Annotated in this window: 22 protein-coding genes; 19 read left to right on the top strand and 3 right to left on the bottom strand. The window is 41.0% G+C overall.

The genetic code is table 11. The features are described from left to right. Nucleotides 1–76 precede the first annotated feature (76 nt). From AACW90_RS06295 to AACW90_RS06270, 6 genes are all read left to right on the top strand, one after another. Nucleotides 77–2,380 (top strand): patatin-like phospholipase family protein, encoded by a 2,304-nt coding sequence (locus tag AACW90_RS06295; RefSeq protein ID WP_390232879.1) that lies wholly within the window; start codon nucleotides 77–79, stop codon nucleotides 2,378–2,380. A gap of 242 nt (nucleotides 2,381–2,622) precedes the next feature. Next, the gene (gene acnB, locus AACW90_RS06290; protein ID WP_390232354.1) at nucleotides 2,623–5,220 is read left to right on the top strand and encodes a bifunctional aconitate hydratase 2/2-methylisocitrate dehydratase; all 2,598 of its coding nucleotides are present in this window, start codon (nucleotides 2,623–2,625) and stop codon (nucleotides 5,218–5,220) included. A 230-nt stretch (nucleotides 5,221–5,450) separates the two neighbouring features. After that, nucleotides 5,451–6,779: a sigma-54-dependent transcriptional regulator gene (locus tag AACW90_RS06285; RefSeq protein ID WP_390232351.1), complete on the top strand. Its 1,329-nt coding sequence runs from the start codon at nucleotides 5,451–5,453 to the stop codon at nucleotides 6,777–6,779. Nucleotides 6,780–7,490: 711 nt separating this feature from the next. Beyond that, nucleotides 7,491–7,742 (top strand): hypothetical protein, encoded by a 252-nt coding sequence (locus tag AACW90_RS06280; protein WP_390232348.1) that lies wholly within the window; start codon nucleotides 7,491–7,493, stop codon nucleotides 7,740–7,742. A 496-nt stretch (nucleotides 7,743–8,238) separates the two neighbouring features. Then, nucleotides 8,239–8,553: a DUF6482 family protein gene (locus AACW90_RS06275; RefSeq protein WP_390232345.1), complete on the top strand. Its 315-nt coding sequence runs from the start codon at nucleotides 8,239–8,241 to the stop codon at nucleotides 8,551–8,553. Nucleotides 8,554–8,785: 232 nt separating this feature from the next. Further along, complete coding sequence (locus AACW90_RS06270; RefSeq protein ID WP_390232341.1) at nucleotides 8,786–9,229, top strand: dCMP deaminase family protein; 444 nt, start codon at nucleotides 8,786–8,788, stop codon at nucleotides 9,227–9,229. Between the two features lie 23 nt (nucleotides 9,230–9,252). On the opposite strand, the gene mutH is transcribed toward AACW90_RS06270, so the two are convergent. Beyond that, nucleotides 9,253–9,918, bottom strand: a complete 666-nt coding sequence (mutH, locus tag AACW90_RS06265; protein ID WP_390232338.1) for a DNA mismatch repair endonuclease MutH — start codon at nucleotides 9,916–9,918, stop codon at nucleotides 9,253–9,255. 609 nt (nucleotides 9,919–10,527) lie between these two features. Here mutH and rppH point away from each other — a divergent pair. From rppH to AACW90_RS06245, 4 genes are all read left to right on the top strand, one after another. Next, on the top strand, nucleotides 10,528–11,046 hold the full coding sequence (gene rppH, locus AACW90_RS06260) for an RNA pyrophosphohydrolase (RefSeq protein WP_195705121.1): 519 nt from the start codon (nucleotides 10,528–10,530) through the stop codon (nucleotides 11,044–11,046). 2 nt (nucleotides 11,047–11,048) lie between these two features. Next, complete coding sequence (gene ptsP / locus AACW90_RS06255) at nucleotides 11,049–13,298, top strand: phosphoenolpyruvate--protein phosphotransferase (protein WP_390232335.1); 2,250 nt, start codon at nucleotides 11,049–11,051, stop codon at nucleotides 13,296–13,298. A 106-nt stretch (nucleotides 13,299–13,404) separates the two neighbouring features. After that, the gene (gene lgt / locus AACW90_RS06250; RefSeq protein ID WP_390232332.1) at nucleotides 13,405–14,220 is read left to right on the top strand and encodes a prolipoprotein diacylglyceryl transferase; all 816 of its coding nucleotides are present in this window, start codon (nucleotides 13,405–13,407) and stop codon (nucleotides 14,218–14,220) included. Then, entirely contained in the window at nucleotides 14,221–15,072 is an 852-nt protein-coding gene (locus AACW90_RS06245; RefSeq protein ID WP_390232329.1) for a thymidylate synthase, read from the top strand. It abuts the gene before it with no gap. A gap of 174 nt (nucleotides 15,073–15,246) precedes the next feature. Here AACW90_RS06245 and AACW90_RS06240 read toward each other — a convergent pair whose 3' ends face one another. Continuing rightward, nucleotides 15,247–16,395, bottom strand: coding sequence for a Na/Pi symporter (locus AACW90_RS06240; RefSeq protein ID WP_390232326.1), 1,149 nt, complete (start codon nucleotides 16,393–16,395; stop codon nucleotides 15,247–15,249). 374 nt (nucleotides 16,396–16,769) lie between these two features. Here AACW90_RS06240 and nhaR point away from each other — a divergent pair, with 374 nt between their 5' ends. Both nhaR and AACW90_RS06230 read left to right on the top strand, forming a co-directional pair. After that, a complete protein-coding gene (gene nhaR / locus AACW90_RS06235; protein WP_275134722.1) occupies nucleotides 16,770–17,660 on the top strand; it encodes a transcriptional activator NhaR in 891 nt (296 codons plus the stop codon). Between the two features lie 150 nt (nucleotides 17,661–17,810). After that, the gene (locus tag AACW90_RS06230) at nucleotides 17,811–18,107 is read left to right on the top strand and encodes an ArsR/SmtB family transcription factor (RefSeq protein WP_195704232.1); all 297 of its coding nucleotides are present in this window, start codon (nucleotides 17,811–17,813) and stop codon (nucleotides 18,105–18,107) included. Nucleotides 18,108–18,197: 90 nt separating this feature from the next. Here the strand turns inward: AACW90_RS06230 and rpsT are convergent, their stop codons facing one another. Further along, on the bottom strand, nucleotides 18,198–18,458 hold the full coding sequence (gene rpsT, locus AACW90_RS06225; protein WP_195704231.1) for a 30S ribosomal protein S20: 261 nt from the start codon (nucleotides 18,456–18,458) through the stop codon (nucleotides 18,198–18,200). Between the two features lie 257 nt (nucleotides 18,459–18,715). Here rpsT and murJ point away from each other — a divergent pair, with 257 nt between their 5' ends. The 7 genes from murJ (at nucleotide 18,716) to ispH (ending at nucleotide 26,930) form a co-directional block, all read left to right on the top strand. Then, nucleotides 18,716–20,275, top strand: a complete 1,560-nt coding sequence (murJ, locus tag AACW90_RS06220; protein WP_390232320.1) for a murein biosynthesis integral membrane protein MurJ — start codon at nucleotides 18,716–18,718, stop codon at nucleotides 20,273–20,275. A 166-nt stretch (nucleotides 20,276–20,441) separates the two neighbouring features. Next, on the top strand, nucleotides 20,442–21,377 hold the full coding sequence (gene ribF, locus AACW90_RS06215) for a bifunctional riboflavin kinase/FAD synthetase (protein ID WP_390232317.1): 936 nt from the start codon (nucleotides 20,442–20,444) through the stop codon (nucleotides 21,375–21,377). A 58-nt stretch (nucleotides 21,378–21,435) separates the two neighbouring features. Continuing rightward, nucleotides 21,436–24,267 (top strand): isoleucine--tRNA ligase, encoded by a 2,832-nt coding sequence (gene ileS, locus AACW90_RS06210; RefSeq protein ID WP_390232314.1) that lies wholly within the window; start codon nucleotides 21,436–21,438, stop codon nucleotides 24,265–24,267. 12 nt (nucleotides 24,268–24,279) lie between these two features. Beyond that, a complete protein-coding gene (lspA, locus tag AACW90_RS06205) occupies nucleotides 24,280–24,783 on the top strand; it encodes a signal peptidase II (protein ID WP_390232311.1) in 504 nt (167 codons plus the stop codon). Nucleotides 24,784–25,080: 297 nt separating this feature from the next. Continuing rightward, on the top strand, nucleotides 25,081–25,374 hold the full coding sequence (locus tag AACW90_RS06200; RefSeq protein ID WP_195704227.1) for a type II toxin-antitoxin system RelB/DinJ family antitoxin: 294 nt from the start codon (nucleotides 25,081–25,083) through the stop codon (nucleotides 25,372–25,374). A gap of 118 nt (nucleotides 25,375–25,492) precedes the next feature. Further along, nucleotides 25,493–25,957 carry an FKBP-type peptidyl-prolyl cis-trans isomerase gene (gene fkpB, locus AACW90_RS06195; protein WP_390232308.1) on the top strand — a complete coding sequence of 155 codons (465 nt, stop codon included), beginning with the start codon at nucleotides 25,493–25,495 and terminating at the stop codon, nucleotides 25,955–25,957. A 28-nt stretch (nucleotides 25,958–25,985) separates the two neighbouring features. Continuing rightward, entirely contained in the window at nucleotides 25,986–26,930 is a 945-nt protein-coding gene (ispH, locus tag AACW90_RS06190; RefSeq protein ID WP_390232306.1) for a 4-hydroxy-3-methylbut-2-enyl diphosphate reductase, read from the top strand. Nucleotides 26,931–26,986: the final 56 nt, after the last annotated feature.

Here is a 26,986-nt window from a genome sequence, read left to right as displayed (position 1 = left end):
TTGATTTTTCCGATATGTAAAAGGATTTGATGTGGAAAAGGTACGCCTGTTTTGTTGTTCAATTATCGTTATTGTGATGAGTTCAGTGTTCTCACCGTTGGCATTGGCCAAAGGTGAGAGTATGCCTGCATTAAACGAGGGCACCACAGATAAAGATAAACGCCCTATAATTGCCGTTGTTTTAGCCGGAGGTGGAGCGAAAGGTGCTGCACACATTGGTGTACTTAAAGCCCTGGAAGAAATGCACATACCAGTAGATATTATTACTGGCACGAGTATGGGGGCGTATGTTGGTGGGCTCTACGCGACAGGCATGAGTGCTGATGAGATCGAATCACTTATCTATTCAACCGAGTGGAATAGCGGCTATCGAGATAGAGTTGATAGAAGTGAAAGAAGAGTCATAGAAAAAATCCATGAAGATCACTATCAGATTAATGCCGACTTAGGAGTTGGTTTTGGAGAATTTCGTTCCCCAAAAGGTGTTGTCCAAGGCCAAGGAATGATGGAGATACTGCGAGAAACCGCCGGTAATCTGCCTAAATTTGACTCTTTTGATCAACTGCCTCTTCGGTATCGTGCCGTGGCAACCGATATCGTTAAACTAGAGGAAGTGGTCATCGATAAAGGTTTATTGACCGATGCAATGATGGCTAGCATGTCCGTTCCAGGGGCGTTACCTCCCTACGAAATAGATGGAAGATTACTCGTTGATGGCGGAGTGACGAACAACATGCCTGTTGCTCTTGCGAAAGCAATGGGTGCAGATATAGTTATTGCCGTTGATATAAGCAGCGAATATTACAATGAAGACGAGATAGAAAATTTTGTCGCAGTTGGAGGCCAACTTTCAAACTACCTTGTCCGCCGAACAACGGATGACCAGATAAAATTATTGACCGAGCAAGATACATTATTAAGTCCTACTGTTGGTAACATGGATACGATGGAATTTGATAAAATGCCAGAGGCTTATATCCAAGGTTATGAGGTTGCCTTCAAGGAAAAAGAGAAGCTGTCCCGTTATTCAATATCAACATCTCAGTACCAAAACTATATTGACGAAAAAGAAGAGGCGAGACGAACGCTGACTTATGGTGATGAACTGATCATTGATCGTATTACACTTAATAATAATTCACATTACGATGATCGTTTGGTTCTCAATAGGCTCGGCATTCAAACGGGTGAAAAGATACCAACAGAAGTAATGGAGAAAAAAGTTCGTAATCTTTATGCTCTAGACCGATTTGAAACGGTCACCTACCATTTTGAAACAGACAACGATGAAACCAATTTAGTTGTCGATATAAAAGAGAAAGGGTGGGGGCCTAACTATATGAATTTTCGATTTTTCTTAGAAGAAGATTTCACTTCAGATAGTCAATATTCTCTTGGCGTGTCGACTAATTTTACTGGTTTAAATAGCGCGGGTGCCGAGTTAAAGCTTAATTTGGACTTGGGAACAGATAGAAGAATCGCCTTAGTATGGACATCTCCGTTTCTGTTTAATCCTAATATAATAAGTTTAGCTAGCGTAACGTATAGTAAAGATAAAAAAAACACACCCGTCGAAGGGTTTGGATCGGGCAGTTCTTTAGATATGACAGAGAATTCACTATCGACGACTTATACCGATTTGACGCTTGAAGCGGCGTTAGGTTATCAGCCTAAATTTTGGCATTCCACCTATGTTGGCTTTCGATATATAGAGGGTGAAGCCAACCTAACCACACTGCCAGTTTTTGGTGATGTTAGTTACACTCGCCAAGGCCCTTTTGCTCGTTTTCGACTGGATACATTGGATGATTACAGTCTACCCACTTCAGGTTTTCTCGTTGATTTAGAATATTTCATCTCGGATGACAGTGTACGTGGACGTTCCATATCGGATACTGGCGGAGGTGATGAAATCGAATACAACAATGATACGGTTCATGAGATTTCGACCAAAGTGCGTGGTGCATATAGTATTGATAAGCACACCTTTGTTGCGGGTCTTGAATATGGCCTAGTTGAGGACAAAACCGGTAACAACCCTCCTATCCAGCCCAAAGAACTTGGTGGTTTTTTACGATTGTCTGGCGTCTCTAGAGATAGTTTAGTAGGGGAAAACTTACTCTTTGGTAGTATCGTTTATCGATACAAATGGTTTGAAAACGATTTTGGTCTCTTTACGGCGCCTGTCTATTTTGGTGCATCTTTGGAGTATGGTGGAGTGTGGTCAGACACCGACATCTCTTTTTCAGATGCGCCCTTGTATACCGCAGGATCTGTGTTTGCAGGTGTTGCGTCCCCAATAGGACCAATTGTGTTTGCATATGGTTTGACAGAAGATCATTACCAGTCGTATTACTTGATTGTTGGCCATACATATTGATGTTGTATTGCCCTTTAGAGTTTAAAGTTTGTTAATGGTTTTTAGTAGAACTTTAGTCGTAAGTTGCTATGTTGGTCAAATTGATTAGATTTTAATTTTTCGTTAAATTTGCTATTCTCTACGCACAGTTTGGCCATTGCCACTGTTGATGTTTTGGGACAAATCAACAATAAAAATGGTGGTAAGCCATATTTCCAAGGATGTTTGTTTTTATATACAAACCGTAATGAGAGGAAGAAGTCGTGCTTGAAGCCTATCGTAAACACGTCGAAGAGCGTGCTGCTGAGGGAGTTGTCGCTCAACCCCTAAATGCTGAACAAGTTACTGCGCTAGTAGAACTTGTAAAGAACCCACCAAAGGGTGAAGAATCCATTATTCTTGATCTTTTTGAAAACAGAATTCCACCTGGTGTAGATGAAGCCGCTTATGTAAAAGCAGGTTTCTTAACGGCACTTGCTAAAAGTGAAGTATCTTCCTCGTTAATAAGCAAAGAAAAAGCCACCGAACTGCTTGGAACAATGCAAGGCGGTTACAACATTGATTCTCTTATCGGATTTCTAGACGATGAAGGTTTGGCTCCCATTGCCGCGAAAGCACTTTCGCATACTTTGTTAATGTTTGATTCATTCTATGATGTTGAAGAAAAAGCAAAATCAGGAAATGAGCACGCTAAACAGGTACTTACCTCTTGGGCTGAAGCTGAATGGTTTTTATCAAAACCTAAACTACAAGAAAAAGTTACCTTAACGGTATTTAAAGTAACCGGTGAAACGAATACGGATGACCTTTCACCAGCCCCCGACGCATGGTCTCGTCCTGATATACCACTTCATGCATTAGCGATGCTAAAAAATGCGCGTGAAGGAATTAATCCCGATGCAGCAGGGACAATTGGTCCTATTAAGCAGATCGACGCTCTAAAAGAAAAAGGTCATCAATTAGTCTATGTTGGTGATGTTGTGGGTACCGGGTCTTCACGTAAGTCGGCAACCAACTCTGTACTTTGGTTCATGGGCGATGATATTCCTAACGTTCCGAATAAGAAAGCAGGCGGTTATTGCCTTGGTGGTAAAATTGCACCTATCTTCTTTAACACAATGGAAGATGCTGGAGCACTACCAATTGAGGTCGATGTTTCCAAGCTTAATATGGGTGATGTAATCGACGTTTATCCATTCAAAGGTCAGGTGAAGAGCCATGAAAGTGGCGAAGTTTTAGCTGAATTTGAATTGAAAACGGACGTGCTGATTGATGAGGTTCGTGCCGGTGGCCGTATCCCACTTATCATCGGCCGCGGACTAACAGATCGTGCTCGTGTCTCGCTAGGCCTAGATACTTCAGACGTATTCCGCCGACCTGTAGAGGTTGTGGACACAGGTAAAGGCTATTCGTTAGCTCAGAAAATGGTTGGTAAAGCGTGCGGTGTAGATGGTGTACGTCCTGGGACGTATTGTGAACCTAAGATGACAACAGTTGGGTCGCAAGATACGACAGGTCCTATGACTCGTGATGAACTAAAAGACTTGGCGTGTTTAGGCTTCTCAGCTGATTTAGTGATGCAATCATTCTGTCATACATCCGCCTATCCAAAACCGATTGATGTGAATACGCATCATACGTTGCCAGATTTTATTATGAATCGTGCAGGTGTCTCTTTGCGTCCTGGAGATGGTGTAATTCACTCATGGTTAAATCGGATGTTACTGCCTGATACTGTCGGTACTGGCGGTGATTCTCATACACGCTTTCCTCTAGGTATTTCTTTTCCTGCGGGTTCTGGTTTGGTTGCGTTTGCTGCCGCGACGGGTGTTATGCCGTTGGATATGCCAGAATCTATCTTGGTACGTTTTAAAGGTGAAATGCAACCAGGAATCACATTACGTGATTTGGTTCATGCTATCCCTTACTACGGAATTAAGCAGGGTCTATTGACGGTTGAGAAAACAGGTAAGATCAATGAATTCTCAGGCCGAGTGTTAGAAATTGAAGGTGTTGAGCATCTTTCGGTAGAACAAGCATTTGAATTGTCTGATGCTTCTGCTGAGCGTTCAGCTGCTGGTTGTACGGTTAAGTTGTCCAAAGAATCGATTTCTGAATACCTCAGTTCGAACATTGTTATGCTTAAGTGGATGATTTCCGAAGGTTATGGTGATCGTCGTACTATAGAGCGCCGTATTAAATCGATGGAAGAGTGGGTCGCGAACCCTGAGTTGATGGAAGCGGATAGCGATGCAGAATATACGCATGTAATAGAGATTGACCTTGCGGACATCAGTGAGCCCATTCTTTGTGCTCCGAATGATCCGGATGATGCTCGTGTGTTATCAGACGTACAAGGCACAGAGATTGACGAAGTCTTTATTGGCTCATGTATGACTAACATTGGTCACTTCCGTGCTGCTGGTAAGCTCTTGGACAATTATACGGGGCAACTTGATACTCGCCTATGGATTGCACCACCAACTAAGATGGATAAGGACCAACTTACGGAAGAAGGATACTATGGTATTTTTGGTCGAGCAGGGGTGCGTATTGAAACGCCGGGTTGTTCGCTGTGTATGGGTAACCAGGCACGTGTAGCGGATAACGCAACAGTCATGTCTACGTCTACTCGTAATTTCCCTAATCGTTTAGGTACTGGAGCAAACGTCTACTTAGCTTCCGCTGAACTCGCCGCTGTGGGCGCTATTTTAGGTAGAATTCCGACTAAGGATGAGTACCTGGAATATGCTAAACAACTTGATGCTACAGCATCAGATACCTACCGTTACTTGAACTTCCATAGAATGGGTCAGTATACGAAAAAAGCGGATACGGTAATTTTCCAAGAACCAGCTTAGAAAACTCGCTGATTTAGCTTAAAAAGCCCGCTCAAATGAGCGGGCTTTTTAATGTGATACTAGTTCTAAAAATGTATGCATAACTTGACGGAATGCTTACATGTGCTATGTCTTAATAATGAGACAGTAAATTGTAGCGAATGTCTTGATAATGTAAGGACTGGCTTAGCGGTTCGAATGTTGAACCCTTTGTTTGAATGTAATTCTCATAAAACAATAAGGGATTTTTGATGGGAACTCAATTCCGTATGGATTCTGTCCCCGGCTCACTCGTAGTGGTAAGCGGTAAGCACGAACCTTGGTTATCTGTATTAGAACAAGCTGGTTGGCAATGTCAAAGATGTGGCGACTTACGTAAGGCCGATACACTTTTACATGAAATCGGACCTTGTATTGGTATTGTCGATTTAAGTCAGGATGAATTCAGCTTAAATGGCATCGCCAACTTAGTGAGCAGTCACAAGCACGTTCGTTGGATTGCTTTTATTAGAGAGTCGCAAATTGGTTCTGACACCATTTGTCAGTTCATCGTTAACTTTTGTATTGATTTTTTTACCTCTCCTATTCCAGATGCTCAGCTTATGAGTACGATAGGGCACCAATTGGGCATGCTCAAATTAGAGAAAAAAGTATGGCCTAATTTTGGTAGCACTAAAGACATGGGGATTTCCGGTGAATCGGTATCGATTAAACGCCTGAGAGAGCAAGTGAGACGAATCGGTTCCACGGATGTCAGTATTCTTATCTACGGTGAGAACGGTTCAGGTAAAGAAAGCGTAGCTAAAGCGATACATAATATGTCGGCACGTTCTAAAGAATCATTCATTACGGTGAACTGTGGCGCGCTCTCAGAAGCAAGAATGCAAGAAGAAATATTTGGTATTGACATAGAAGAAGGCGTGGAGTGTTTCTTAGAAAAGGCAAATGAAGGTACGCTTTTTCTTAATGACATCTTAACGTTACCACGCTCGCAGCAGCGGAATCTTTTGCGCTTTATGCAAGAAGGAAAGATAGACACAGTCGACGGTAATAAACAACTTAACGTAAGAATATTGGCGGCATATAGCTCTGATATTGAAAAAGCTTTGGTCGATAAAGATTTCAATGACGAGCTGTATCATTATATTAATGTCTTAAGGATTAACGTTCCCAGTCTTAAAGAAAGAGCAGGAGACATTGGCATTTTAGCTAAGCAGTTTTTGCAGGAGTATTCCAAAGAGTACAACGCGCAGGCAAAAGACTTTTCAGACGAAGCGGTTAAGGCGATGACTCAATATCATTGGCCTGGAAATGTAAGAGAGCTTATGAATCAGATAAAACGCGCAGTGTTGATGTCTGACAGCGATATTATCGAATTACCACAACTGGATTTACCTCAAATATCAAATGGAAAACGTAGCCTGAAAATTATTCGCGAGAATGCGGAAAAAGATGCCTTGATATATGTTCTAGAGTCGCATGATGGGCAGGTCTCTCCTGCTGCTAAGGAGCTCGGTGTATCGAGAGCGACTATGTACAGATTACTCAATAAACATAATCTTATAACCGAAGCTATGTAGTCTTTATTCTTCGTAAAAAAATGGCGCGTACTTAGATGTAATGCTGTTCACTTAAGAGATCAAACTGCGTCATCCTCACGAAAGTGGGGATCTAAACCCACACAGATTCCCGTTTTCACGGGAATGACGATGACAACTTTGTCTTAAATGATTGGCATTAGCGCACTTAGATTTAGATGCGCTTTTTTTATTTCAGATATAAGCATAACCAAAGAATAGTGCCTACGTAAGTGTCATTTATATTTATCACTTTTATGTAAATAACACTGAAACTTTTTAGGGCAGTATTTTACTCTGTAAAGCCATGATTATACAGTGTAATAAGTTGTGATGATTTCTATAAGTCATAAAAATTTAGATATATTAGTTATATTTTATAATTTAATTAAATAAAGGGTTGAAGAAACAAACAATTTGGTTACAATTTCACCGTGAACTGAAGTTCACACATTTCTTAATTGGATTAATTAGTTAGATAGGAGGCGCGATATGAAACAGTTAAAACGAATTCATTTTTGTTGCGCTTCTGTGATCTTAAAAACGCAAACCATGTCAGCAACTCATGCGGCTGATTTGCGAATAGATCTATCTGATAACTAACTAGTCCGTAAACCTTATAAGGCTGCGGAAAGATAGCAGCTAAATAGGGAACCTTTCAAATATTCCCCTTTAAGACGTTATTTTTCCCAGCAGACATACTGGAGAAAAAATATGAGTCGTTCTATTTATTTACACCTTGCTGTTCTTCTTGTTAAAGCCGATCTGAAAAGAGAAGAAAGAGTATGGAAGCGAAAGCTACGCCGTTCTGTATATGATATCCCTTGGGAGAATGCACACCTATTAAAGGATATCGGTCTTGAAACTGACGGTCGTACTATTGGTTACAGTCAACCTCGTCATATCATCGTTGAACGTCGTATCCGTCATCTTCGTCGCGTACACCGTTCTCGAATTGTCACGTAGAGGTTGGGGGGAGCTCTAGCTTTTGGTAGGCTTCCCCCGTTCCAATTTTCAAATGTACGTAAGAATAACTAATGTACAGAAACGTTTTTTATTGCTTATGTTCAAATACCAGTACTACTTTAGTCCTAAAGATTATCTCTATTTGCTAAACCAATGTACCTATTGATTTAATAATACATGAGCGAACAAGTGCTTATGTTATGTCGTCTAGATAAGCATGAATCGCATCTTTGTTATCAGTGTATTGAATATTAAAAATAATTAATATACATATTATTCAATAGGATGAGTTCAGTGGGCTCAATGTCATCGGGTGGTTTTAGCGATGCAAATTCACACGATTTTTGAGTGGTCAGTGTTGATGACTATGTTATAAATCAATTATTTTGGATACTGTTTTATTGAATATATTGAACAGGTTTCATCTTGGAAAAATAAGAATGATTAGAAAATGTTGCAGTCTGGTCTAAGCTTAGTATGAATAAAGGAGAATCCTATGCAAAAGATTCAGCTCGAACACTGGTTACATGCCGATCATTCTGGGAAACATATTGCGCCAAAACTGTATGTCATTGGTTGTGAAGATCTGTCAAATTATCTACTTGCGGTGGAATACAAGCACAAATTGGAACCCGTTCACAAAGATGGAGAACCGATGCATTTTTCATCTCTTGAGCAAGTTAAGGATGTTCTTTCACGGTTAGGGGTGGAATCTGTCTATTTACGTTTGCACAACACAGATGATGAATGCAGTGCTATTGGTGACTCTATTCCTTATCATGATATAGAAATGTCCTTGCAGACACATTAGAAATTGATATCGACTACATCGATCATCGTTTTATCGAATACATTTATTTAACGAATTGGTCTCCGTGGGGACGTTAACACACACGAAACATAAGTTTCGCTTGCATACCTAATGAGCTAGTCTTATCTTTCTGATTTGGCTGGTTCTTTTTTAGCCTTTGAGATAGTAAGATCAAGCAGTAGTTGGCCATGATTTTTTGTCGAATAAATGATCGATAATTGAGGACGTTAGAATGATTTCAAAATGGGCACAGCGTTTTTTTCAAATGGCTGAGTTAGTGGGTTCATGGAGTAAAGATCCTTCCACACAAGTTGGTGCGGTAATTACTGAAAAAAATCGCATCGTATCCGTTGGTTTTAATGGCTATCCGCATGGTGTTTCAGACAGTGCTAGTACTGATGATCGTGATATGAAATACCTTAAAACTCTCCATGCGGAAGAAAATGCGATTTTGTTTGCTAAGCGGGATCTCGATGGCTGTGAAATTTGGGTGACACATTTTCCGTGCCCAAATTGTGCGGCGAAGATTATTCAGACCGGTATTGCTAGCGTACATTGTCCTGAGCAAACAGAAGATTTTCTCTCTCGTTGGGAAGATAAAATCAATGTTAGCCAAGATATGTTTTTGCAAGCAGGTGTAAAGGTAGATTGGTTACCGATGTCAGAAATTAAGTAATCGACTGGCGTTTGATAGCGGCGTTAAGAAAAGTGCCGCTTCAATATTTTATGAGTGAACTGAGTTCTTAAGTAAAAGCCTTTTGGCGTCGTTTTTATTGGCTTTCCTGTTGCGCCATAAGCTTGTGTGAAGACTCGACTGTTGGCTGCTTTGGGTCTTAACTGCAAAACCTCTCCATGTCTCGCCGTTATCTGCTCTACCTGGCCCAAAACGATCATTTCCATTAACTCTTCCCAATCTAGTTGAAGTTGACCTTGTTCTTCTTTGTTCGGTGACCATAAGATCGGCGATCCTACCTTACGATCAGCTAACGGTATTTCACGTTCACCTTCTATCGGGATCCAAAGTACTTTGGATAGTTTTTGTCGAACATGGCTTGTCTGCCAAGTTAAACCATGTACACCGACGAGTGGTGCGACACATACAAAAGTCGTTTCTAGTGGTTTTCCTGTGTAACTAATAGGAATGCTCTTAAGTTCTATTCCTAGATCCAAGAAATCTTGTTGTGGTTTGCTCCCTGCCGTAGCACCAAGGTGCCATTCAAGTAATTGACCAACCCAACCTTTGTCGCGTTTTAAATCTGGAGGAACGATCATATTCGCATCTTCTGCGAGCTCAAGAAATGAAAGTCCTGCAATATCTAACGCTCTTTGCAAGAGCTCTGCCTCGGTTTTTGGTTCTGGTTTCATTATTGACCACTAGGCTAAAAAAGTTATTGTAACAAACTCCAGAGAAAGAACAGAGTATCTATGAGGATCTATGCCTTTTATTTGAGATGAAGCTTAGTTATCCACAGGCTTGATAGAAAAAACGCAATATTAATTGCAACTGGATCAATTAACAGTAGTTTCGGTCGGATTTTGGAGTTGATATTATCGTCAAATAATGAAAGTTAGGATCAATGATGTGGATAAGAACCCCTATGGTTGATCTTTAACCGATCAAAAAAAGATGAAGATCTTTAGCCATTTTTAGCGACGCTTGATCCTTTGGTTTTTATGTAACCTGTTGTTAAATTATGATTTATTGTAATTATTCTTGTGAAGCGTGTTTTATCCTTGTGTAATGAATGAACAAGTGGATTTAGTTCACTGGAATTCTTCACAAACTTATTCACAGAAAAAGTGAATAAATTGGTTAGGTGTCATTAGATAGTGTTGATAACTAGCATATTGGCTAGAGTTTATTCAAAAGTGAGTGTTGGCTAATAAATATTACCTAAACTTACACTGTAAGTTTGCGACATCTAGGGATATGTGAAAAAATCATGCCAACGAGAATTTTTTAGAGGTTGGCCAGTGATCGATGGCGATGGTTACCGCTTAAATGTGGGAATCGTGATTTGTAACAACCATGGTCAGGTATTCTGGGCTAAACGATACGGGCAACATTCTTGGCAGTTTCCCCAAGGGGGAATTGATGACGGAGAAACTCCTGAGCAAGCAATGTTCAGAGAGCTATACGAAGAAGTTGGTCTTACTAAACAGGATGTAAAAATAGTAGCAACAAGCCGTCATTGGTTAAGGTATCGCCTACCAAAGCGCCTTGTTCGTTGGGATTCTAAACCTGTTTGTATCGGGCAAAAACAGAAATGGTTTTTACTGCGCATGATTTGCGATGAGTCGCAAGTAAATATGCAACGCGGTAATACCCCTGAGTTTGATGGTTGGCGTTGGGTTAGTTTTTGGTACCCTGTTAGGCAGGTTGTTTCATTCAAACGTGATGTCTATAGGCGTGCGATGAAAGAATTTGCTTCTTTAGCTATGCCTTTTAAGGAGCGAAAGTCGAAAGGTAAACGTAAAAACCGTAGAGGATAGCAATGCTAACTCAGCTGAGGGATATAGTTGAAAAGGTTATAAGGCTTGATGATGTTCATCAAGCTTTAAACCTTTTGGTTAAAGAAACGTGTTTTGCGATGCAAACAGACTGTTGTACTGTTTATTTGGCCAATGATCAGCAGCAACGGCTTGAGTTAATGGCAACTCAAGGTCTGCAATTGCAAGGCCATTCTATTCATATAGACTACTCTGAGGCACTTGTGGGGCTGGTGCGTCGCAGTGCCGAACCGTTAAATCTAGCGGAAGCATCAAAACATCCAAATTATAAATTTTTTCCTCAATTAGGTGAGCAGGTTTACCATTCATTTCTTGGTACGCCAATCATTCACCGAAAACAAGTCTTAGGTGTTTTAGTCATTCAGCAAAAATCGCCTCGATTGTTTAGTGAAATCGAAGAGTCATTTTTGGTGACACTTGCCGCACAGGTCGCGGTTATCGTTGCTCATGCCCAAACGAAGGGCCATTGGTTGCTTGCCGAACAAAAGACAATAAGCATCTCTGGTATTGCGGCTTCTCCAGGTGTAGCTGTAGGCCCATTCTGGTGGGACAATACCCAACCTGAACTCTCAAACGTTTTACCCGCCTCTGCTGTAAACACCGAGCAAGAACATGAATGGTTAATGTTGGCGATCGAGAATGCAATTACCGATTTCCGGCGAATGCGCAAAAGATTCGATGGCGAGTTAAATAAAGATGCATTGGCGATTTTTGACTTATTCACGCACCTGTTAAATGACCCAATGTTGCGTGCGGATCTTAAAACGCAGATAAACAAAGGTGATAGAGCCGATTGGGCGTTGAGACAAGTCGTGGAGACCTATTCACATCGATTTGCTCAAATGAGTGATGTGTATATGCGCGAAAGAGCTCAGGATATTAAAGAGCTAGGGCAAAGGTTGCTTTATTTTCTACACAATTCTGAATCTGGTCAAATTGATCTGAAAAAGCCCGTTATTTTAGTTGTTAGAGAGCTTACCGCATCAATATTGGCAGGCGTGCCTAAGGAACAATTATTAGCGGTTGTTTCACTGGAAGGTGCCGCTAATTCTCACGCTGCTATTTTGTCTCGAGCACTAGGTGTTCCTGCCATAATGGGCGCTAATCTATCACCAGAAGCTATCCACGGTCGCATGGGTGTTGTTGATGGATATAGCGGTAAGATCTTGGTTGAGCCCAATGACCAGTTATTACAAGAATACCGTTCATTACAAGGTGAAGAATTTGAACTTTCTCAAATGGTTGAGGGAGAACTTAGTCAAGATGCTTGCACTAATGATGGAACAAAGATTGAAGTATTGTTAAATGCAGGTCTGAGTGCAGATACAAATATAGCCATTAACAAAGGCGTTGATGGTGTCGGTCTTTACAGGACAGAAATTCAATTTTTATTACAGCATCGATTCCCCTCAGAGGATGAGCAGGCTCAACAATATAGACGTGTCCTAAAGGCGTATATCAACAAAAAAGTGGTAATGCGAACCTTGGATATTGGCGGAGATAAACCACTGCCATACCTTCCTATCGAAGAAGATAATCCATTTCTTGGTTGGAGGGGCATACGTTTTACGTTAGATCACCCAGATATATTTATTATTCAGTTAAGGGCAATGTTGCGGGCGAGCATTGGTTTGGATAACTTACGTATATTATTACCCATGGTGTCTAGCTGTCAGGAGTTAGACGAAGCGTTAAAACTTATCGATCAGGCGTTTACTGAAGTTAAGCGTGTTGAGCCAAAAGTCGCGAAACCTGAGATAGGTATCATGGTTGAAGTTCCATCTATGATCTATTTGCTGCCGATGGTTGCGGATAAAGTTGATTTTGTTTCTGTAGGGAGTAATGATCTTACCCAATATTTGCTGGCGGTAGATCGCAATAACTCTCGCGTTTCTGATATTTATGAATCTATCCACCCTGCCGTTATCATGGCATTGAAGCAAATACTTGATACGTGTAATCAATACAATATCCCGGTGAGCTTATGCGGTGAGTTGGCTGGCGATCCTGTTGGTGCATTGTTGCTTGTTGGTTTAGGATATCGTTCGTTAAGCATGAATACCTCAAATGTGGCCCGAGTAAAATATCTATTGAGGCAAACAAGCGCAGCAGAATTAAAATCATTTTCTGACAAAGCTTTGACTAAGCGATATAGCAAAGATACATATACTATGATGTTGAAATATTTAGAAAACAAGAATCTCGCAGGTTTTACTCGCGCAGGAAAGCAATAGACGTTCTTTTGGTCTTAAGGGTGTCTTTGCTGTATTTTTGCGTGATGTTGCGGGTAAAATGTTGTTATCCGCATAGCCAGCTATGCAATTAAGGAAGTAAATTATTATGGCTCAAGGCTTTATTGAGTTTCCACAGATTGACCCTATCCTCGTGTCTCTTGGACCTGTTTCGGTTCGTTGGTATGGCTTGATGTATTTATTTGGGTTTATGTTTGCTATTTGGTTGGCAAATAGAAGAGCGGATCAACCCAATAGCGGATGGACAAGAGAACAAGTATCGGACTTACTATTTGCCGGTTTTTTAGGTGTAGTGGTAGGAGGCAGAATCGGCTACGTGTTGTTTTATCATTTTGACCTGTTTTTGGACGACCCACTGTATTTATTTAAAGTCTGGACCGGTGGTATGTCATTCCATGGTGGATTGATAGGTGTGATATCCGCAATGGGATGGTATGGATACCGGAACCGCCGTACATTTTTCAGTATTGCAGACTTTGTCGCTCCGCTGGTTCCTTTTGGCTTGGGGTTGGGTCGACTCGGTAACTTTATGAATGATGAACTCTGGGGGCGTGTTACTGATGTTTCTTGGGGGGTTCTTTTTCCTAGCGGTGGTTATTTACCAAGACACCCGTCGCAGCTTTATGAAGCCTTTCTAGAGGGTATTGTACTCTTTGTAATATTGAATGTATTCATTCGAAAATCTCGACCAGCAGGAGCGGTATCGGGGTTATTCCTAATTGGTTATGGTTCGTTCCGCTTTATTGTCGAGTATTTCCGAGAACCCGATGAGCATTTAGGGTTATTTGGTAATTTTGTGTCTATGGGACAAATACTCTCTTCTCCAATGATTATAATTGGTATTTTGATGATGATTTGGGCGTACAAAACAGATAGTCGTAAACAAACGGTTAAAGGTAAATAAGTGAAGCAGTATTTAGATTTATGCCAACGTATTGTTGACGAAGGGGTTTGGATTGAAAATAGCCGAACAGGTAAGCGTTGCCTTACGGTTATTAATGCGGATTTAACCTATGATGTAGGTAATAACCAACTTCCCCTTGTCACAACTCGAAAGAGTTTTTGGAAAGCCGCTGTTGCAGAGCTACTTGGTTATATTCGAGGCTATGATAATGCGGAAGATTTTCGCCATTTGGGCGCCAAAACTTGGGATGCGAATGCAAACTTAAATGAGGCTTGGTTGCAGAACCCATATCGTAAAGGTGACGATGATATGGGCAGAGTATATGGTGTTCAAGGGCGTAGGTGGGCTAAACCAGACGGTGGTTTTGTCGATCAACTAAAAAAAATTGTTGATGATTTAACGAGCGGTAATGATGATCGAGGTGAAATCTTAAATTTTTATAATCCTGGTGAATTTCACATGGGTTGTTTAAGGCCTTGTATGTACAGTCATCACTTTTCTTTACTAGGTGATACTCTGTATTTGAATAGCACTCAACGCTCATGTGATGTGCCACTGGGGCTTAATTTCAATATGGTTCAGGTACATGTATTTCTGGCTATTATTGCTCAGATTACCGGTAAAAAAGCGGGACTGGCCTATCATAAGATAGTTAATGGCCACATCTATGAAGATCAATTAGAACTGATGAGAAACGTTCAATTAAAAAGGGATCCTCTTGTAGCACCACAACTGAAAATAAACCCTAAGATTCAATCTCTAGAAGACTTGGAGACTTGGGTCACATTAGATGATTTTGAAGTGATTGGCTACGAAAGTCATGATGCGATTAAGTACCCGTTTTCGGTATAGTCTCGACTCTATGAAGACATGAATTAAAAATCCCCAGCATCTAAGATGGCTGGGGATTTTTTACTTCTGCGAACTTTATATCAATCTGGAAAACTGACGGGACATAAACTTACTTAGCTTCTTGTTCGTTCTATGTTTTTAGAGTCCGCTAATTTAAGTCAGTTTAGGATCACATTAAGTCGTCAAAGCGAGAATGGCACCCGGCATTACAATGAAGACAGCAATTAAATAGATAGCGACGACGGATTTATTTTTCATTGCCATATCTGAAATAATATCTGCACCTTTAAGTGGTAATTCACGTAAGAATGGAATACCAAAGATAAATACAGTTGCGAGGATATTAAAGGTTAAATGAACCAGTGCAATCTGTAACGCAAATACGGCAAATTCCCCCGTTACAGCAGTTGCAGCGAGCAAAGCCGTGATACAAGTACCTATATTTGCACCTAAGGTGAATGGGTAGATATCTCTCACTTTGAGTACGCCTGTACCTACGAGTGGCACCATCAAGCTTGTTGTCGTAGACGAAGACTGCACCAAAACGGTAACAATGGAACCTGATACGATACCGTGTATTGGACCTTTACCTATCGCACTTTGAAGAATGTCTTTTGCACGACCAACCATCAGTTTCTTCATTAACTTGCCCATCACAGTGATCGCTAGGAAAACGGTAGTGATACCTAAGGCAATAAGAATGATACCAGCAATACTGTCACTAAATGCACCGAGAGGCTCTTTGAGCGCTGATATGACAGGTTTAGTGATAGGTTTAACAAAGTTAAACCCTTTTATACTCATATCGCCAGTGGCAAGCATAGGAGAAATTAACCAATGGGATATTTTTTCTAACATACCAAACATCATTTCGATTGGTAAGAATATCAGCACCGCAAGCAAATTAAAGAAATCGTGAACAGTGGCACTGGCAAAGGCGCGTTTAAATTCAACCTTGCAACGCATATGTCCTAGGCTGACTAAGGTATTGGTTACAGTGGTCCCTATATTGGCACCCATGATCATTGGAATAGCTGTTTCAACAGGTAACCCACCTGCTACCAAGCCCACAATGATAGACGTGACAGTACTAGATGATTGGATGAGAGCCGTTGCGACTAAACCTATCATTAGGCCCGCGACGGGATGAGAAGCGAATTCAAAGAGTGTCTTAGCTTGCTCGCCAGTAGCAAGTTTGAAGCCACCACCTACCATTGAAACAGCAAGCAGAAGTAAATAAAGCATGAATACCAAGTTCGCCCACCGCATCAAATTCTTAATAGAGTTTTGTCGCGGTGTAGCGCTCGTTGTCGCTTGGTTCATTTTTTTCTCCAGGACCATATTTAAGTCAGTTTACTTATCTGATCGGAATAGTAGAGAATGAATATTTCAATAATATTACACTTTTATAAAATTGATGATTTAGTTTGGCGTCGTTTTGTGGGGGGGTGTATGGTATGAAATAATTGCTATCTATATGAAAATTAATAGATAAAACATTTTAACCTTGATGTTTTCTTATAAGGTTAACCAACAAATTGACAAAAAAGTGCACATCTCACCAAATTTACTGTCATGTTCGACATATAAAACCTCGGAAAAACCAATCATTATTATGATTTAATTCGGATATAACGAAATTTAGGTTTAACACGGTGTATCAAGTAAACTAGGTCAAAAGATTTTTGGAAATTATCATGTCACATTTGAATTATAATCATCTCTACTATTTTTGGATGGTGTGCAAGCAAGGTTCTGTATCTAAAGCCGCTGATGCTCTGTTTTTGACCCCTCAAACGGTCACAGGGCAGATAAAAGCACTAGAAGATAGGGTGGGTGGAAAGCTCACAAAACGAAATGGTCGAAATGTTCAACCAACAGAACTTGGCCAGCTAATATATAAGTATTCTGACAGAATGTTTGGACTAAGCTATGAGATGCTTGATATTGTAAACTACAGTCAACGATCAAATGTATTGTTTGATGTTGGTGTAGCGGATGCCCTTTCCAAGCGTCTAGTGAGCAAAGTACTCATGACAACAATCCCCGAAGATAACAGTATTCATCTGCGCTGTTTTGAGTCAACCCATGAGCTACTACTCGAACAATTGTCACAACACAAATTGGATATGATTCTTTCAGACTGTCCAGTTGATTCGACTCAAAGCCCCGGCCTCTACAGTAAAAAACTGGGTGAGTGTTCGTTGAGCTTTTTTTGTTATGGCAGAATTGATGATATCGATTTTCCGGCTGTTTTAGAAGAGAGAAAAATTCTGGTACCTGGAAGTCGTACATCAATGGGACGAAAAGTGTCTCAATGGTTTGATCAACAAGGTATTAGGGCAAATATTTTAGGTGAGTTTGATGATGTAGCATTGATGAAAGCCTTTGCTCAATCTCATAAAGATGTCATTTTTCTCGCGCCAAACCTTTATCTTTCTGAAATACTTGAAGAGTCACCACTCCAATTAATAGCAAACGTGCACGACCTCAAAGAAGAGTATTACGTTATCTTTGCAGAAAGAATGATTCAACACCCTGCGGTAAAGAATGTTTGTGATGCGGATTTTAGTAATTTGTTTGACTAAATTAGTGTTTTCTTGTGTAGATACTTGCCGAAAGCGTCATATAGCGGTAGTTTGTATCGCTATTATTGGAAATAAAACAGTTACATTACAAGAATAGATGAGTTAACCAATGACATTCCTAGCTAGTTTAAGTTTGATGGAGATTGCGAAATGAACCTACAGGATATGGAAAAAAATTCTGCTCAAGCGGTTGCTTTATTGAAAGCAATGGCGAACGAAAGAAGGTTACAAATCCTTTGTATATTGCATGATCAGGAGTTATCTGTAGGTGAACTGTGTACAAAATTAAGCCTCAGTCAATCCGCTTTGTCTCAACACTTAGCATGGTTAAGACGGGATGGGCTTGTTTCGACAAGAAAAGAGGCGCAGACAGTATACTATTCGCTATATAGTCGCGAAGTAAAAGAGATGATTCGCTTGCTTCATTCTTTGTATTGCGGCTCTTGAGTTTATAATTCTCAAATTACAGATATAAAAAAACCGGCAATCGCCGGTTTTTTTTATCTTAAATCAAATCTTTAAAAACCCTAGGGTTAATTAAAGTGCTTTGATTGCAGAAGCGAAACGAGACTTATGACGTGCAGCTTTATTCTTATGAATAACGCCTTTATTCGCCATACGGTCTAGAATTGGTGAAACGACTGCTAATGCAGTTGTTGCCGCTTCTTTATCGCCAGCTTCAATAGCGGCGATCGTTTTTTTCATATAAGTGCGCATCATAGAACGACGACTAGCATTATGCTGACGACGTTTCTCAGCTTGGATAGCGCGCTTCTTAGCAGATTTACTGTTTGCCAAGGGTCTAACTCCCAGAAACTTAGTTTGGTGACAATTTAAGGCGGAGGAATATGCCTCTTTATCGCCAATATGTCAAATGATTTGTGCAAAAACCCAGCTAATCCACACGATTTTTGGAATAGTTAGGTTAACGCGGTTAAGATGGCGGGATTCTAACAGTATTTCTATACCAATGCCATTAAATAAACCAACCAATATGGATGGTTGTGAGGATCTGGTGTATAACGTCCCTAATTATCTATATAAAAGAGGTGTTTGTGAGCAAGCGACTCCTAAAGTCAGGCTTAATTGTCAGTGCGATGACGCTCATTTCACGTGTGTTGGGTTTAGTCCGTGATGTGGTTGTCGCGAATCTAATGGGCGCGGGGGCAAGTGCGGATGTATTTTTCTTTGCCAACAAAATTCCGAATTTTTTAAGGCGTCTATTTGCTGAAGGTGCATTTTCTCAGGCATTTGTTCCCGTACTAACCGAATACCAAGCGCTTGATGATAAAGATAAAACACGAGAACTGATCGCAAAGGTATCGGGTACATTAGGCGTGTTAGTCACGATAGTGACTTTGTTTGGCGTAGTAGGCTCTGGCGTTGTCACCGCTCTTTTTGGTGCCGGTTGGTACATTGATTGGCTTAACGATGGGCCTTCGGCACACAAGTTTGAACTTGCCAGTTTGATGCTAAAAATCACCTTCCCCTATCTCTGGTTTATTACTTTTGTGGCGCTTTCAGGGGCAATATTAAATACCTTAGGAAAGTTCGCCGTATCGTCATTCACTCCTGTATTTCTCAATGTGATGATTATTGGTTCTGCCCTATTTATCTCTCCAAACCTAGCACAACCGGAAATCAGTCTCGCCGTTGGGGTATTTTTGGGGGGAGCGGTTCAATTTATGTTTCAAATTCCATTCTTAGTGAAGGAAAAAATGTTAGTGAAACCGCAGTGGGGTTGGAGTGATCCAGGTGTGGTAAAGATTCGTACCTTGATGATTCCTGCTCTATTTGGTGTTTCTGTTAGTCAAATTAATCTACTGTTGGACACGTTTATTGCCAGTTTTTTAGGGACTGGTTCTATTAGTTGGCTGTATTACTCTGATCGCCTCTTAGAGTTTCCTTTAGGATTGTTCGGTATTGCAATTGCAACGGTTATCCTTCCAGCACTTTCACGCAATCATGTTGAAGCCCATAGCATAGGTTTTAAAAATACGATGGACTGGGGTGTTCGCATGGTTGTGCTGTTAGGCCTTCCGGCAATGCTCGGATTAATGTTGTTAGCTAAGCCTATGTTAATGGTGCTTTTTATGCGTGGAGAATTTTCCGCATATGATGTTCAGCAAGCTTCATTATCTCTGTTTGCCTATGCATCTGGTTTGCTCAATTTCATGCTCATTAAGGTACTCGCTCCAGGATATTATTCGCGACAAGATACAAGAACTCCTGTGAAATATGGCATCATTGCGATGGTATCAAATATGGTCTTCAATGCTATTTTTGCCTATTTTTATGGCTATGTAGGTTTGGCGATGGCAACCGCTCTGTCTGCATTTGTAAATATGGCGTTACTGTATCGTGGTCTGCACATAGCCGATGTGTACAGATGTTCTAAGCAAACTATGATGTTTGTATTGCGTTTAGTTGTCGCAGGGGTAGTGATGGTTTGTGCCCTCCGTTGGCAGTTACCCGACATGGCTTTATGGCTTGATTGGTCATTAATGGAACGAGTGATGGTACTCGCTGCACTGATCGGAGCTGGGGGAATAACATACCTACTTACAGCATTGATATTGGGTGTTCGTATGAGTCAATTATCACCCGTTAAATAGTTGTTTTTTTCTTTAAAAGGCATGCAGCTAAGAATATTCTTGGATATTAGAGGAAATGTGTTACGTTGCTTAGCTATAAAAGCAGTTACGGACAAAGGATGTTTGGTATATAATCCGTCGGTTTCGCACTAATGATATTAATAAATTTGAGCTTGTAATTGATCCAATGGAACTGATTCGAGGCATTCACAATATAAAAGCGCATCATAAAGGATGCGTTCTGACTATTGGTAATTTTGATGGGGTTCATTTAGGACACTCGAAAGTATTAAGTCAGGTTGCTCACCAAGCTAAACTTTTGGACCTTGTTTCAACAGTCATGACTTTTGAGCCTCAGCCGATGGAGCTGTTTGCTAGAGATAAGGCGCCAGCAAGGCTCAGTCGTTTACGCGACAAATACGTTCAACTGAATAAGTTGAACGTTGACCGATTGCTATGTGTTAACTTTAACAAGCGTTTTGCTGAATGGTCAGCTGAGTCCTTTATTCGTGACTTATTAGTTAAGCGGTTAGATGTTAAGTTTTTGGTTGTAGGTGATGATTTTTGCTTTGGTAGAGATAGAGCAGGTAACTTCTCTATGCTTCAAGACGCGGGCAAAAAATATGGCTTTAAAGTAGTGAGTACACAAAGTTTTTGTGTGCAAGAACAGAGAGTCAGTAGTACGGCCATTAGAAAGGCACTTAGTGACAATGATTTAGCGGCGGCGGAAATGTTGCTTGGCCGAGCATATAGTATTAATGGTCGTGTGTCTCATGGACAAAAGCTAGGCAGGACCATCGGTTTTCCAACCGCTAACATACCGTTAAAGCGTTGCGTTTCACCTGTATCCGGTGTGTATGTAGTACAAGTACATGGTGTCGGTAATAAGCCTGTTGGTGGTGTCGCGAATATAGGTCAACGACCTACTGTAAATGGTGTTCGTCAACAGTTAGAAGTACACCTATTTGATTTTAGTGATAACTTATATGGAAAGCAGCTCGAAGTTGCCTTACTGAAGAAACTTCGAGATGAAAAACGCTTCGATTCGTTCGAAGCACTGAAACAACAAATTAAATTAGATGCTGAAGCAGCAAGGGTGTGGTTGCATCAGCTAGAGAATTAGCCGAAATGTCGGTTAAATAATGTCTAACGCTCGCCCAAGATAACGGAATTAAGAATCAATGACAGACTATAAAGATACCCTGAATTTACCAGAAACAGGGTTTCCAATGCGTGGTAACTTGGCCAATCGTGAGCCAGAAATGCTTAAGCGTTGGTATAAAGAAGATCTTTACGGTGAGATCCGTAAAGCTAAGAAAGGCAAAAAATCTTTTATATTGCACGATGGCCCTCCCTACGCCAATGGTGATATTCATATCGGTCATGCATTAAATAAGATTCTTAAAGACATTATTATTAAATCTAAAACCCTTGCTGGATACGATGCACCTTACGTTCCGGGTTGGGATTGCCACGGTCTACCGATAGAATTAATGGTAGAGAAGAAAGTAGGTAAACCAGGACAAAAAGTAACAGCAGCAGAGTTTCGTGAGAAATGCCGCCAATATGCTGCGGTACAAGTTGAAGGGCAAAAAGAGAGCTTTAAACGTCTCGGAATATTGGGCGAGTGGGATAAACCTTATCGCACAATGGACTTTGGTACAGAAGCTAACATCATTAGAGCACTAGGAAAAATTGCAGATCAAGGCCATCTATTGAAGGGGTTCAAACCTGTTCATTGGTGTACAGATTGTGGTTCTGCTCTTGCTGAAGCAGAAGTGGAGTATAAAGATAAAATCTCCCCATCTATTGATGTGAAATTTGCAGCGAAAGATGAAGCAACAGTTGTTGAGAAGTTTGCTTTAATTAAAGATCACGAAGGCCAAGGTGACGTATCTATTGTTATCTGGACGACAACTCCATGGACATTGCCGGCTAACCGTGCGGTAACTGTTAGAGCGGATCTAGAATATGTTCTAATTCAGGTAGAAGGTGATAAGCCACAACGTCTCATCGTTGCATCTGAGTTGGCAAAAGAAGTCATGGATCGTACTGGTATCGAACACTACCACAACCTTGGTTTTGCGACTGGTGAAGATCTAGAGCTTGTTCGTTTTAAGCACCCGTTTTACGATTTTGATGTCCCTGTTATCCTTGGTGATCACGTAACGACCGAAGCGGGCACCGGTGTTGTACATACTGCACCTGGCCATGGCCAAGAAGATTTCGTTGTTGGCCAACAATATGGACTTGAAACTGCCAACCCTGTTGGTTCAAACGGTGTATTTTTACCAGATACAGAATTTTTTGCAGGTCAACATGTATTCAAAGCCAACGATTCTGTTTTAGAGGTTCTAAAAGAGCATGGTGCCTTATTGCATCATCATGCGTATGAGCACAGCTACCCACATTGTTGGCGTCATAAAACACCAATCATTTTCCGTGCCACGCCACAATGGTTTGTGTCTATGGATCAAGCCGGTCTACGTGCAAAAGCACTAGAAGCGGTTAAAGGTGTTCAGTGGATCCCTGATTGGGGTCAAAGTCGCATTGAAGGGATGATAGAAGGCCGCCCAGAATGGTGTATTTCTCGTCAGCGTACTTGGGGTGTTCCGATTGCTTTGTTTGTTCATAAAGAGACGGCAGAACTTCATCCTAATTCCCCAGAACTTATTGAAAAAGTAGCTAAGCTGGTAGAAGAGAAAGGCATTCAAGCATGGTGGGATGTTGATCCTGCCGAACTGCTTGGTGACGACGACGCAACTAAATACGAAAAAGTACTCGATACTTTGGATGTTTGGTTTGATTCTGGTGTCACTCACTATTCGGTTGTAGACAATAGAGAAGAGTTTAACGGCCATAGTGCAGATATGTACCTAGAGGGCTCAGATCAGCATCGTGGTTGGTTCCAGTCATCAATGATATCTGCTGTTGCGATGAAAGGTGTGGCGCCTTATAAGCAAGTGCTAACTCACGGCTTTGTGGTAGATGGTAATGGCCGCAAGATGTCTAAATCTATTGGTAATGTCGTGGCTCCGAAGGATGTCACTAACCGATTAGGTGCGGATATTCTCCGTTTGTGGGTTGCTTCAACGGATTACACTGGTGAAGTGGCCGTGTCTGATGAGATCTTAAAACGTAGTGCAGATGCCTATCGCCGCATTCGCAATACCGCTCGCTTTTTCCTAGCGAACCTAAATGGGTTCAATCCCGAAACAGATCTTGTGCCAGTAGAAGATATGGTTGCAATCGATCGTTGGGCTGTCGGTCGTGCAAAAGCAGCACAAGATGAAATTGAGAAAGCGTACGATGAATATAATACACATGGAGTAACGCAACGTTTGATGCAGTTCTGCTCTATCGAAATGGGTTCGTTCTATCTCGATGTGATCAAGGATCGCCAGTATACCGCTAAACATGGTGGTAACGCTCAACGTAGCTGTCAGACGGCATTGTATTACATTGTAGAAGCATTGGTTCGTTGGATGGCTCCAATCATGTCATTCACTGCTGATGAGATATGGAATGAAATGCCTGGTAAGCGTAATCAATACGTGTTCACAGAAGAGTGGTTTGACGGGCTATTTGGAATATCAGATGGCGAAGAGCTCAATGATGAGTTCTGGAATGACGTTCAAGCTGTCCGCGGGGCGGTGAACAAACTTCTGGAAGTTGCTCGTAAAGAAAAAGTGATTGGTGGTGCTCTGCAAGCCGAAGTAACCTTGTATGTTGATAGTGCGTTAGCACAGAAATTGAACAAACTTGAAGATGAATTACGTTTCGTTTTATTGACTTCAAAAGCAGCCGTTAAATCAATTGATGAAAAATCAGATGAAGCCCAGGCGACGGAAGTCGAAGGCCTCTATGTAGAAGTTAAAGCTTCTGAAGCTGAGAAATGTGATCGCTGTTGGCATCATGTTGCCGATGTAGGCACGGTTAATGGTCACGAGAATATCTGTGGTCGCTGTGTTACAAACGTTGAAGGTGACGGAGAAGAGCGTCATTTCGTTTAATTAAAGGTAGATATGAACGTTAAATCACTGACAATTAGACAATCTGGAGTGCGTTGGCTTTGGCTGGCGGCTCTGGTGTTTGTTGTTGATATCGGTATCAAGTTATTAGTGATGGATAAAATGGATTACGGTTGGGCGAATCGAATAGAGATAACGCCTTTCTTTAACCTACTTTATGTACATAACTATGGTGCTGCATTTAGTTTTCTGAGTGAAGAAGCAGGTTGGCAAAGATGGTTTTTTGCCAGTATTGCTTTCTTTGTCAGTGGATTGCTTATTTTTTGGATGAGCAAACTTTCTGCAAAAGAGAAATGGAATAACATTGCTTATGCAATGATAATTGGTGGCGCGATTGGTAATGTTTTTGACCGAATCGTTCACGGCTTTGTAATTGACTATCTTGATCTTTTTTGGGGTACCTATCACTGGCCTGCATTTAATCTAGCGGATAGCACAATTTGCATCGGTGCGGCAATGATTATATTAGACGGGTTTAGGAGCAGAAAAAGCGATTAGTCAGTAAGAAATTGCTTAACTAATTTTAAAAAACACCAGAGATTAATCCTCTGGTGTTTTTTTATGGATTTTAAAATGTGATTTGGTTCTCTTTTTATTACATAAAATATTCTTAATTAGGTGTAAAGATCCAACCTAGAAGCCTTCTAACACCTTACTTCTTGTCTTATTTTATTTATTCTTAAAATTGAGACGGTTGTTCTGGTGTAATTTATCTTTTTTAATGGTATGGGATTCTGTGTTGATTCAAGCTAGAATGGAATAAATGACAGAATGATTAATGAGAGGGGCCGTGACATGCGTAACGATAATCTAAAATTGAGTCCTGTTGATAGCAAGACAAAAGCGGCTTTTGCAAAAGTATGTCAGGATGCAGGCCTTACTCCACGCGAGGCTTTAACATTGTTTACTGAGTCTGTTGTTGAGCAGGGAGATATCCCCTTTCATCTAAAGGCGAAGCAACTAGAGTCATGTATGTATGGAAATAATGCTTCTTCTCAAATCCGAGTTCCAACGCAAGATCTTCAGAAAGAAGATATGTTGTTTGCTGATACTGAAAGCCGTTTCTTCAATGAATTGATGGGCATCTAACGCTGCTCTTTCTCACAACTCTTACGTCCTGAATAAACTTGTGGTTTTTTATATCTTCACTTGGTGGTTAAATAGAGAAATGGAAAGTCTTTATTTTCACTAAGGAATGCCTTAACCCATGTCTCAAATTCAAACTAATGTCACTTTAGACAACTCAACTATTGCATCCAACAGTACGGTCACTCTGCATTTTACAATAAAGCTAAGTAATGGCTCCGTTGCAGACTCTACTCATAATATGGGTAAACCCGCTCAGCTAGCTATTGGTGATGGTAGCCTTAGCCAAAATTTCGAGAGTCATCTTATCGGTTTATCTCCTGGTGATACTAAAGTAGTCGACTTGAAGGCTGCGGATGCATTCGGTTCGGCAAACCCAGATAATATACATCATATGGACAAAGCAAAATTTGTTGGTGATGCTGCCGTTGAAGTTGGTACGATAATGGCCTTTTCTGGACCAGATGGAATGGAAATTCCCGGTATAATAACCGATATAGCAGGTAATTCCGTTACCGTTGACTTTAATCACCCTTTAGCTGGACAAGATGTTACCTTTGAAGTTGAAATATTATCGGTAGAATAAACGCTAAAGATATATCAAGAGCAAATTAATGAAAGTATTACTCGCTAATCCTAGAGGATTTTGTGCCGGAGTTGATCGTGCAATCAGCATCGTAGAGCGCGCATTAGATTTATATCAAACACCAATCTATGTAAGGCATGAGGTGGTACATAACCGCTTCGTCGTTGAAGGGCTTAAACAGCGAGGTGCCGTCTTTGTTGAAGAACTCAGTGAAGTGCCAGATGATAACATCGTTATTTTTTCTGCTCATGGCGTATCGCAGGCTGTTCGGGAAGAGGCAAAATCTCGCGATTTAACGGTCTTTGACGCGACATGCCCATTGGTTACCAAGGTGCATATGGAAGTCGCGAGAGCCAGCAAAAAAAATATGGAAGTGGTTCTAATTGGTCATGCGGGACATCCTGAGGTTGAAGGGACCATGGGGCAATATGCGAGTGACAATGGTGGTATGTACCTCGTGGAAAGGCCTGAAGATGTAGATACGCTTGTGGTTAAGAATCCGAGTGAGCTGCATTATGTAAGCCAAACTACGTTGTCGGTTGATGAAACAGCCAGTGTGATAGACAGGTTGAGAGAAGTCTATCCCAATATTCAAGGTCCTAGAAAAGACGATATTTGTTATGCAACACAAAACAGACAAGATGCCGTTCGCGGTTTATCTTTGGAGGTGGATGTATTGGTTGTCGTTGGTTCAAAAAACTCCTCAAACTCTACGCGGTTAAAAGAGCTTGCAGAAAAATTGGGCACAAAAGGATACTTAACCGATTGTCCGGAGGACATTCGAGCCGAGTGGTTTGAAAATGTGACCAAAATTGGTGTGACCGCTGGTGCATCTGCACCTGAAGAGCTTGTAGACCAGATTCTTAATAAAATAAGAGAATTGGGAGCAACGGAAGTAGAAGAAATTCAAGGCAGGAAAGAGAATATGTTCTTTGAAGTGCCCAAGGAGTTGCAAATTAAAAATGTGACTTGAGAAATAATTTATGAGCTAAAGCGGTTTCATCAAAAAGGGTTCCCATTGGGAACCCT

Origin of the sequence: Vibrio frigidus (genome assembly GCF_042465995.1) — a bacterium.
Taxonomy (GTDB): domain Bacteria; phylum Pseudomonadota; class Gammaproteobacteria; order Enterobacterales; family Vibrionaceae; genus Vibrio.
The sequence above is the reverse complement of the archived record's forward strand: the minus strand, read 5'-3'. Positions and strand labels throughout refer to the sequence as shown.

What these genes read in the sequence shown, in the direction of transcription:
- fkpB (WP_390232308.1), top strand. Translation starts at nt 25,493, where the DNA reads ATGTCTCAAATTCAAACTAATGTCACTTTAGACAACTCAACTATTGCA.
- AACW90_RS06275 (WP_390232345.1), top strand. Translation starts at nt 8,239, where the DNA reads ATGCAAAAGATTCAGCTCGAACACTGGTTACATGCCGATCATTCTGGG.
- lspA (WP_390232311.1), top strand. Translation starts at nt 24,280, where the DNA reads ATGAACGTTAAATCACTGACAATTAGACAATCTGGAGTGCGTTGGCTT.
- ileS (WP_390232314.1), top strand. Translation starts at nt 21,436, where the DNA reads ATGACAGACTATAAAGATACCCTGAATTTACCAGAAACAGGGTTTCCA.
- AACW90_RS06230 (WP_195704232.1), top strand. Translation starts at nt 17,811, where the DNA reads ATGAACCTACAGGATATGGAAAAAAATTCTGCTCAAGCGGTTGCTTTA.
- ispH (WP_390232306.1), top strand. Translation starts at nt 25,986, where the DNA reads ATGAAAGTATTACTCGCTAATCCTAGAGGATTTTGTGCCGGAGTTGAT.
- ptsP (WP_390232335.1), top strand. Translation starts at nt 11,049, where the DNA reads ATGCTAACTCAGCTGAGGGATATAGTTGAAAAGGTTATAAGGCTTGAT.
- AACW90_RS06280 (WP_390232348.1), top strand. Translation starts at nt 7,491, where the DNA reads ATGAGTCGTTCTATTTATTTACACCTTGCTGTTCTTCTTGTTAAAGCC.
- nhaR (WP_275134722.1), top strand. Translation starts at nt 16,770, where the DNA reads ATGTCACATTTGAATTATAATCATCTCTACTATTTTTGGATGGTGTGC.
- lgt (WP_390232332.1), top strand. Translation starts at nt 13,405, where the DNA reads ATGGCTCAAGGCTTTATTGAGTTTCCACAGATTGACCCTATCCTCGTG.
- AACW90_RS06270 (WP_390232341.1), top strand. Translation starts at nt 8,786, where the DNA reads ATGATTTCAAAATGGGCACAGCGTTTTTTTCAAATGGCTGAGTTAGTG.
- AACW90_RS06240 (WP_390232326.1), bottom strand. Translation starts at nt 16,395, where the DNA reads ATGAACCAAGCGACAACGAGCGCTACACCGCGACAAAACTCTATTAAG.
- AACW90_RS06285 (WP_390232351.1), top strand. Translation starts at nt 5,451, where the DNA reads ATGGGAACTCAATTCCGTATGGATTCTGTCCCCGGCTCACTCGTAGTG.
- AACW90_RS06200 (WP_195704227.1), top strand. Translation starts at nt 25,081, where the DNA reads ATGCGTAACGATAATCTAAAATTGAGTCCTGTTGATAGCAAGACAAAA.
- mutH (WP_390232338.1), bottom strand. Translation starts at nt 9,918, where the DNA reads ATGAAACCAGAACCAAAAACCGAGGCAGAGCTCTTGCAAAGAGCGTTA.
- ribF (WP_390232317.1), top strand. Translation starts at nt 20,442, where the DNA reads ATGGAACTGATTCGAGGCATTCACAATATAAAAGCGCATCATAAAGGA.
- AACW90_RS06295 (WP_390232879.1), top strand. Translation starts at nt 77, where the DNA reads ATGAGTTCAGTGTTCTCACCGTTGGCATTGGCCAAAGGTGAGAGTATG.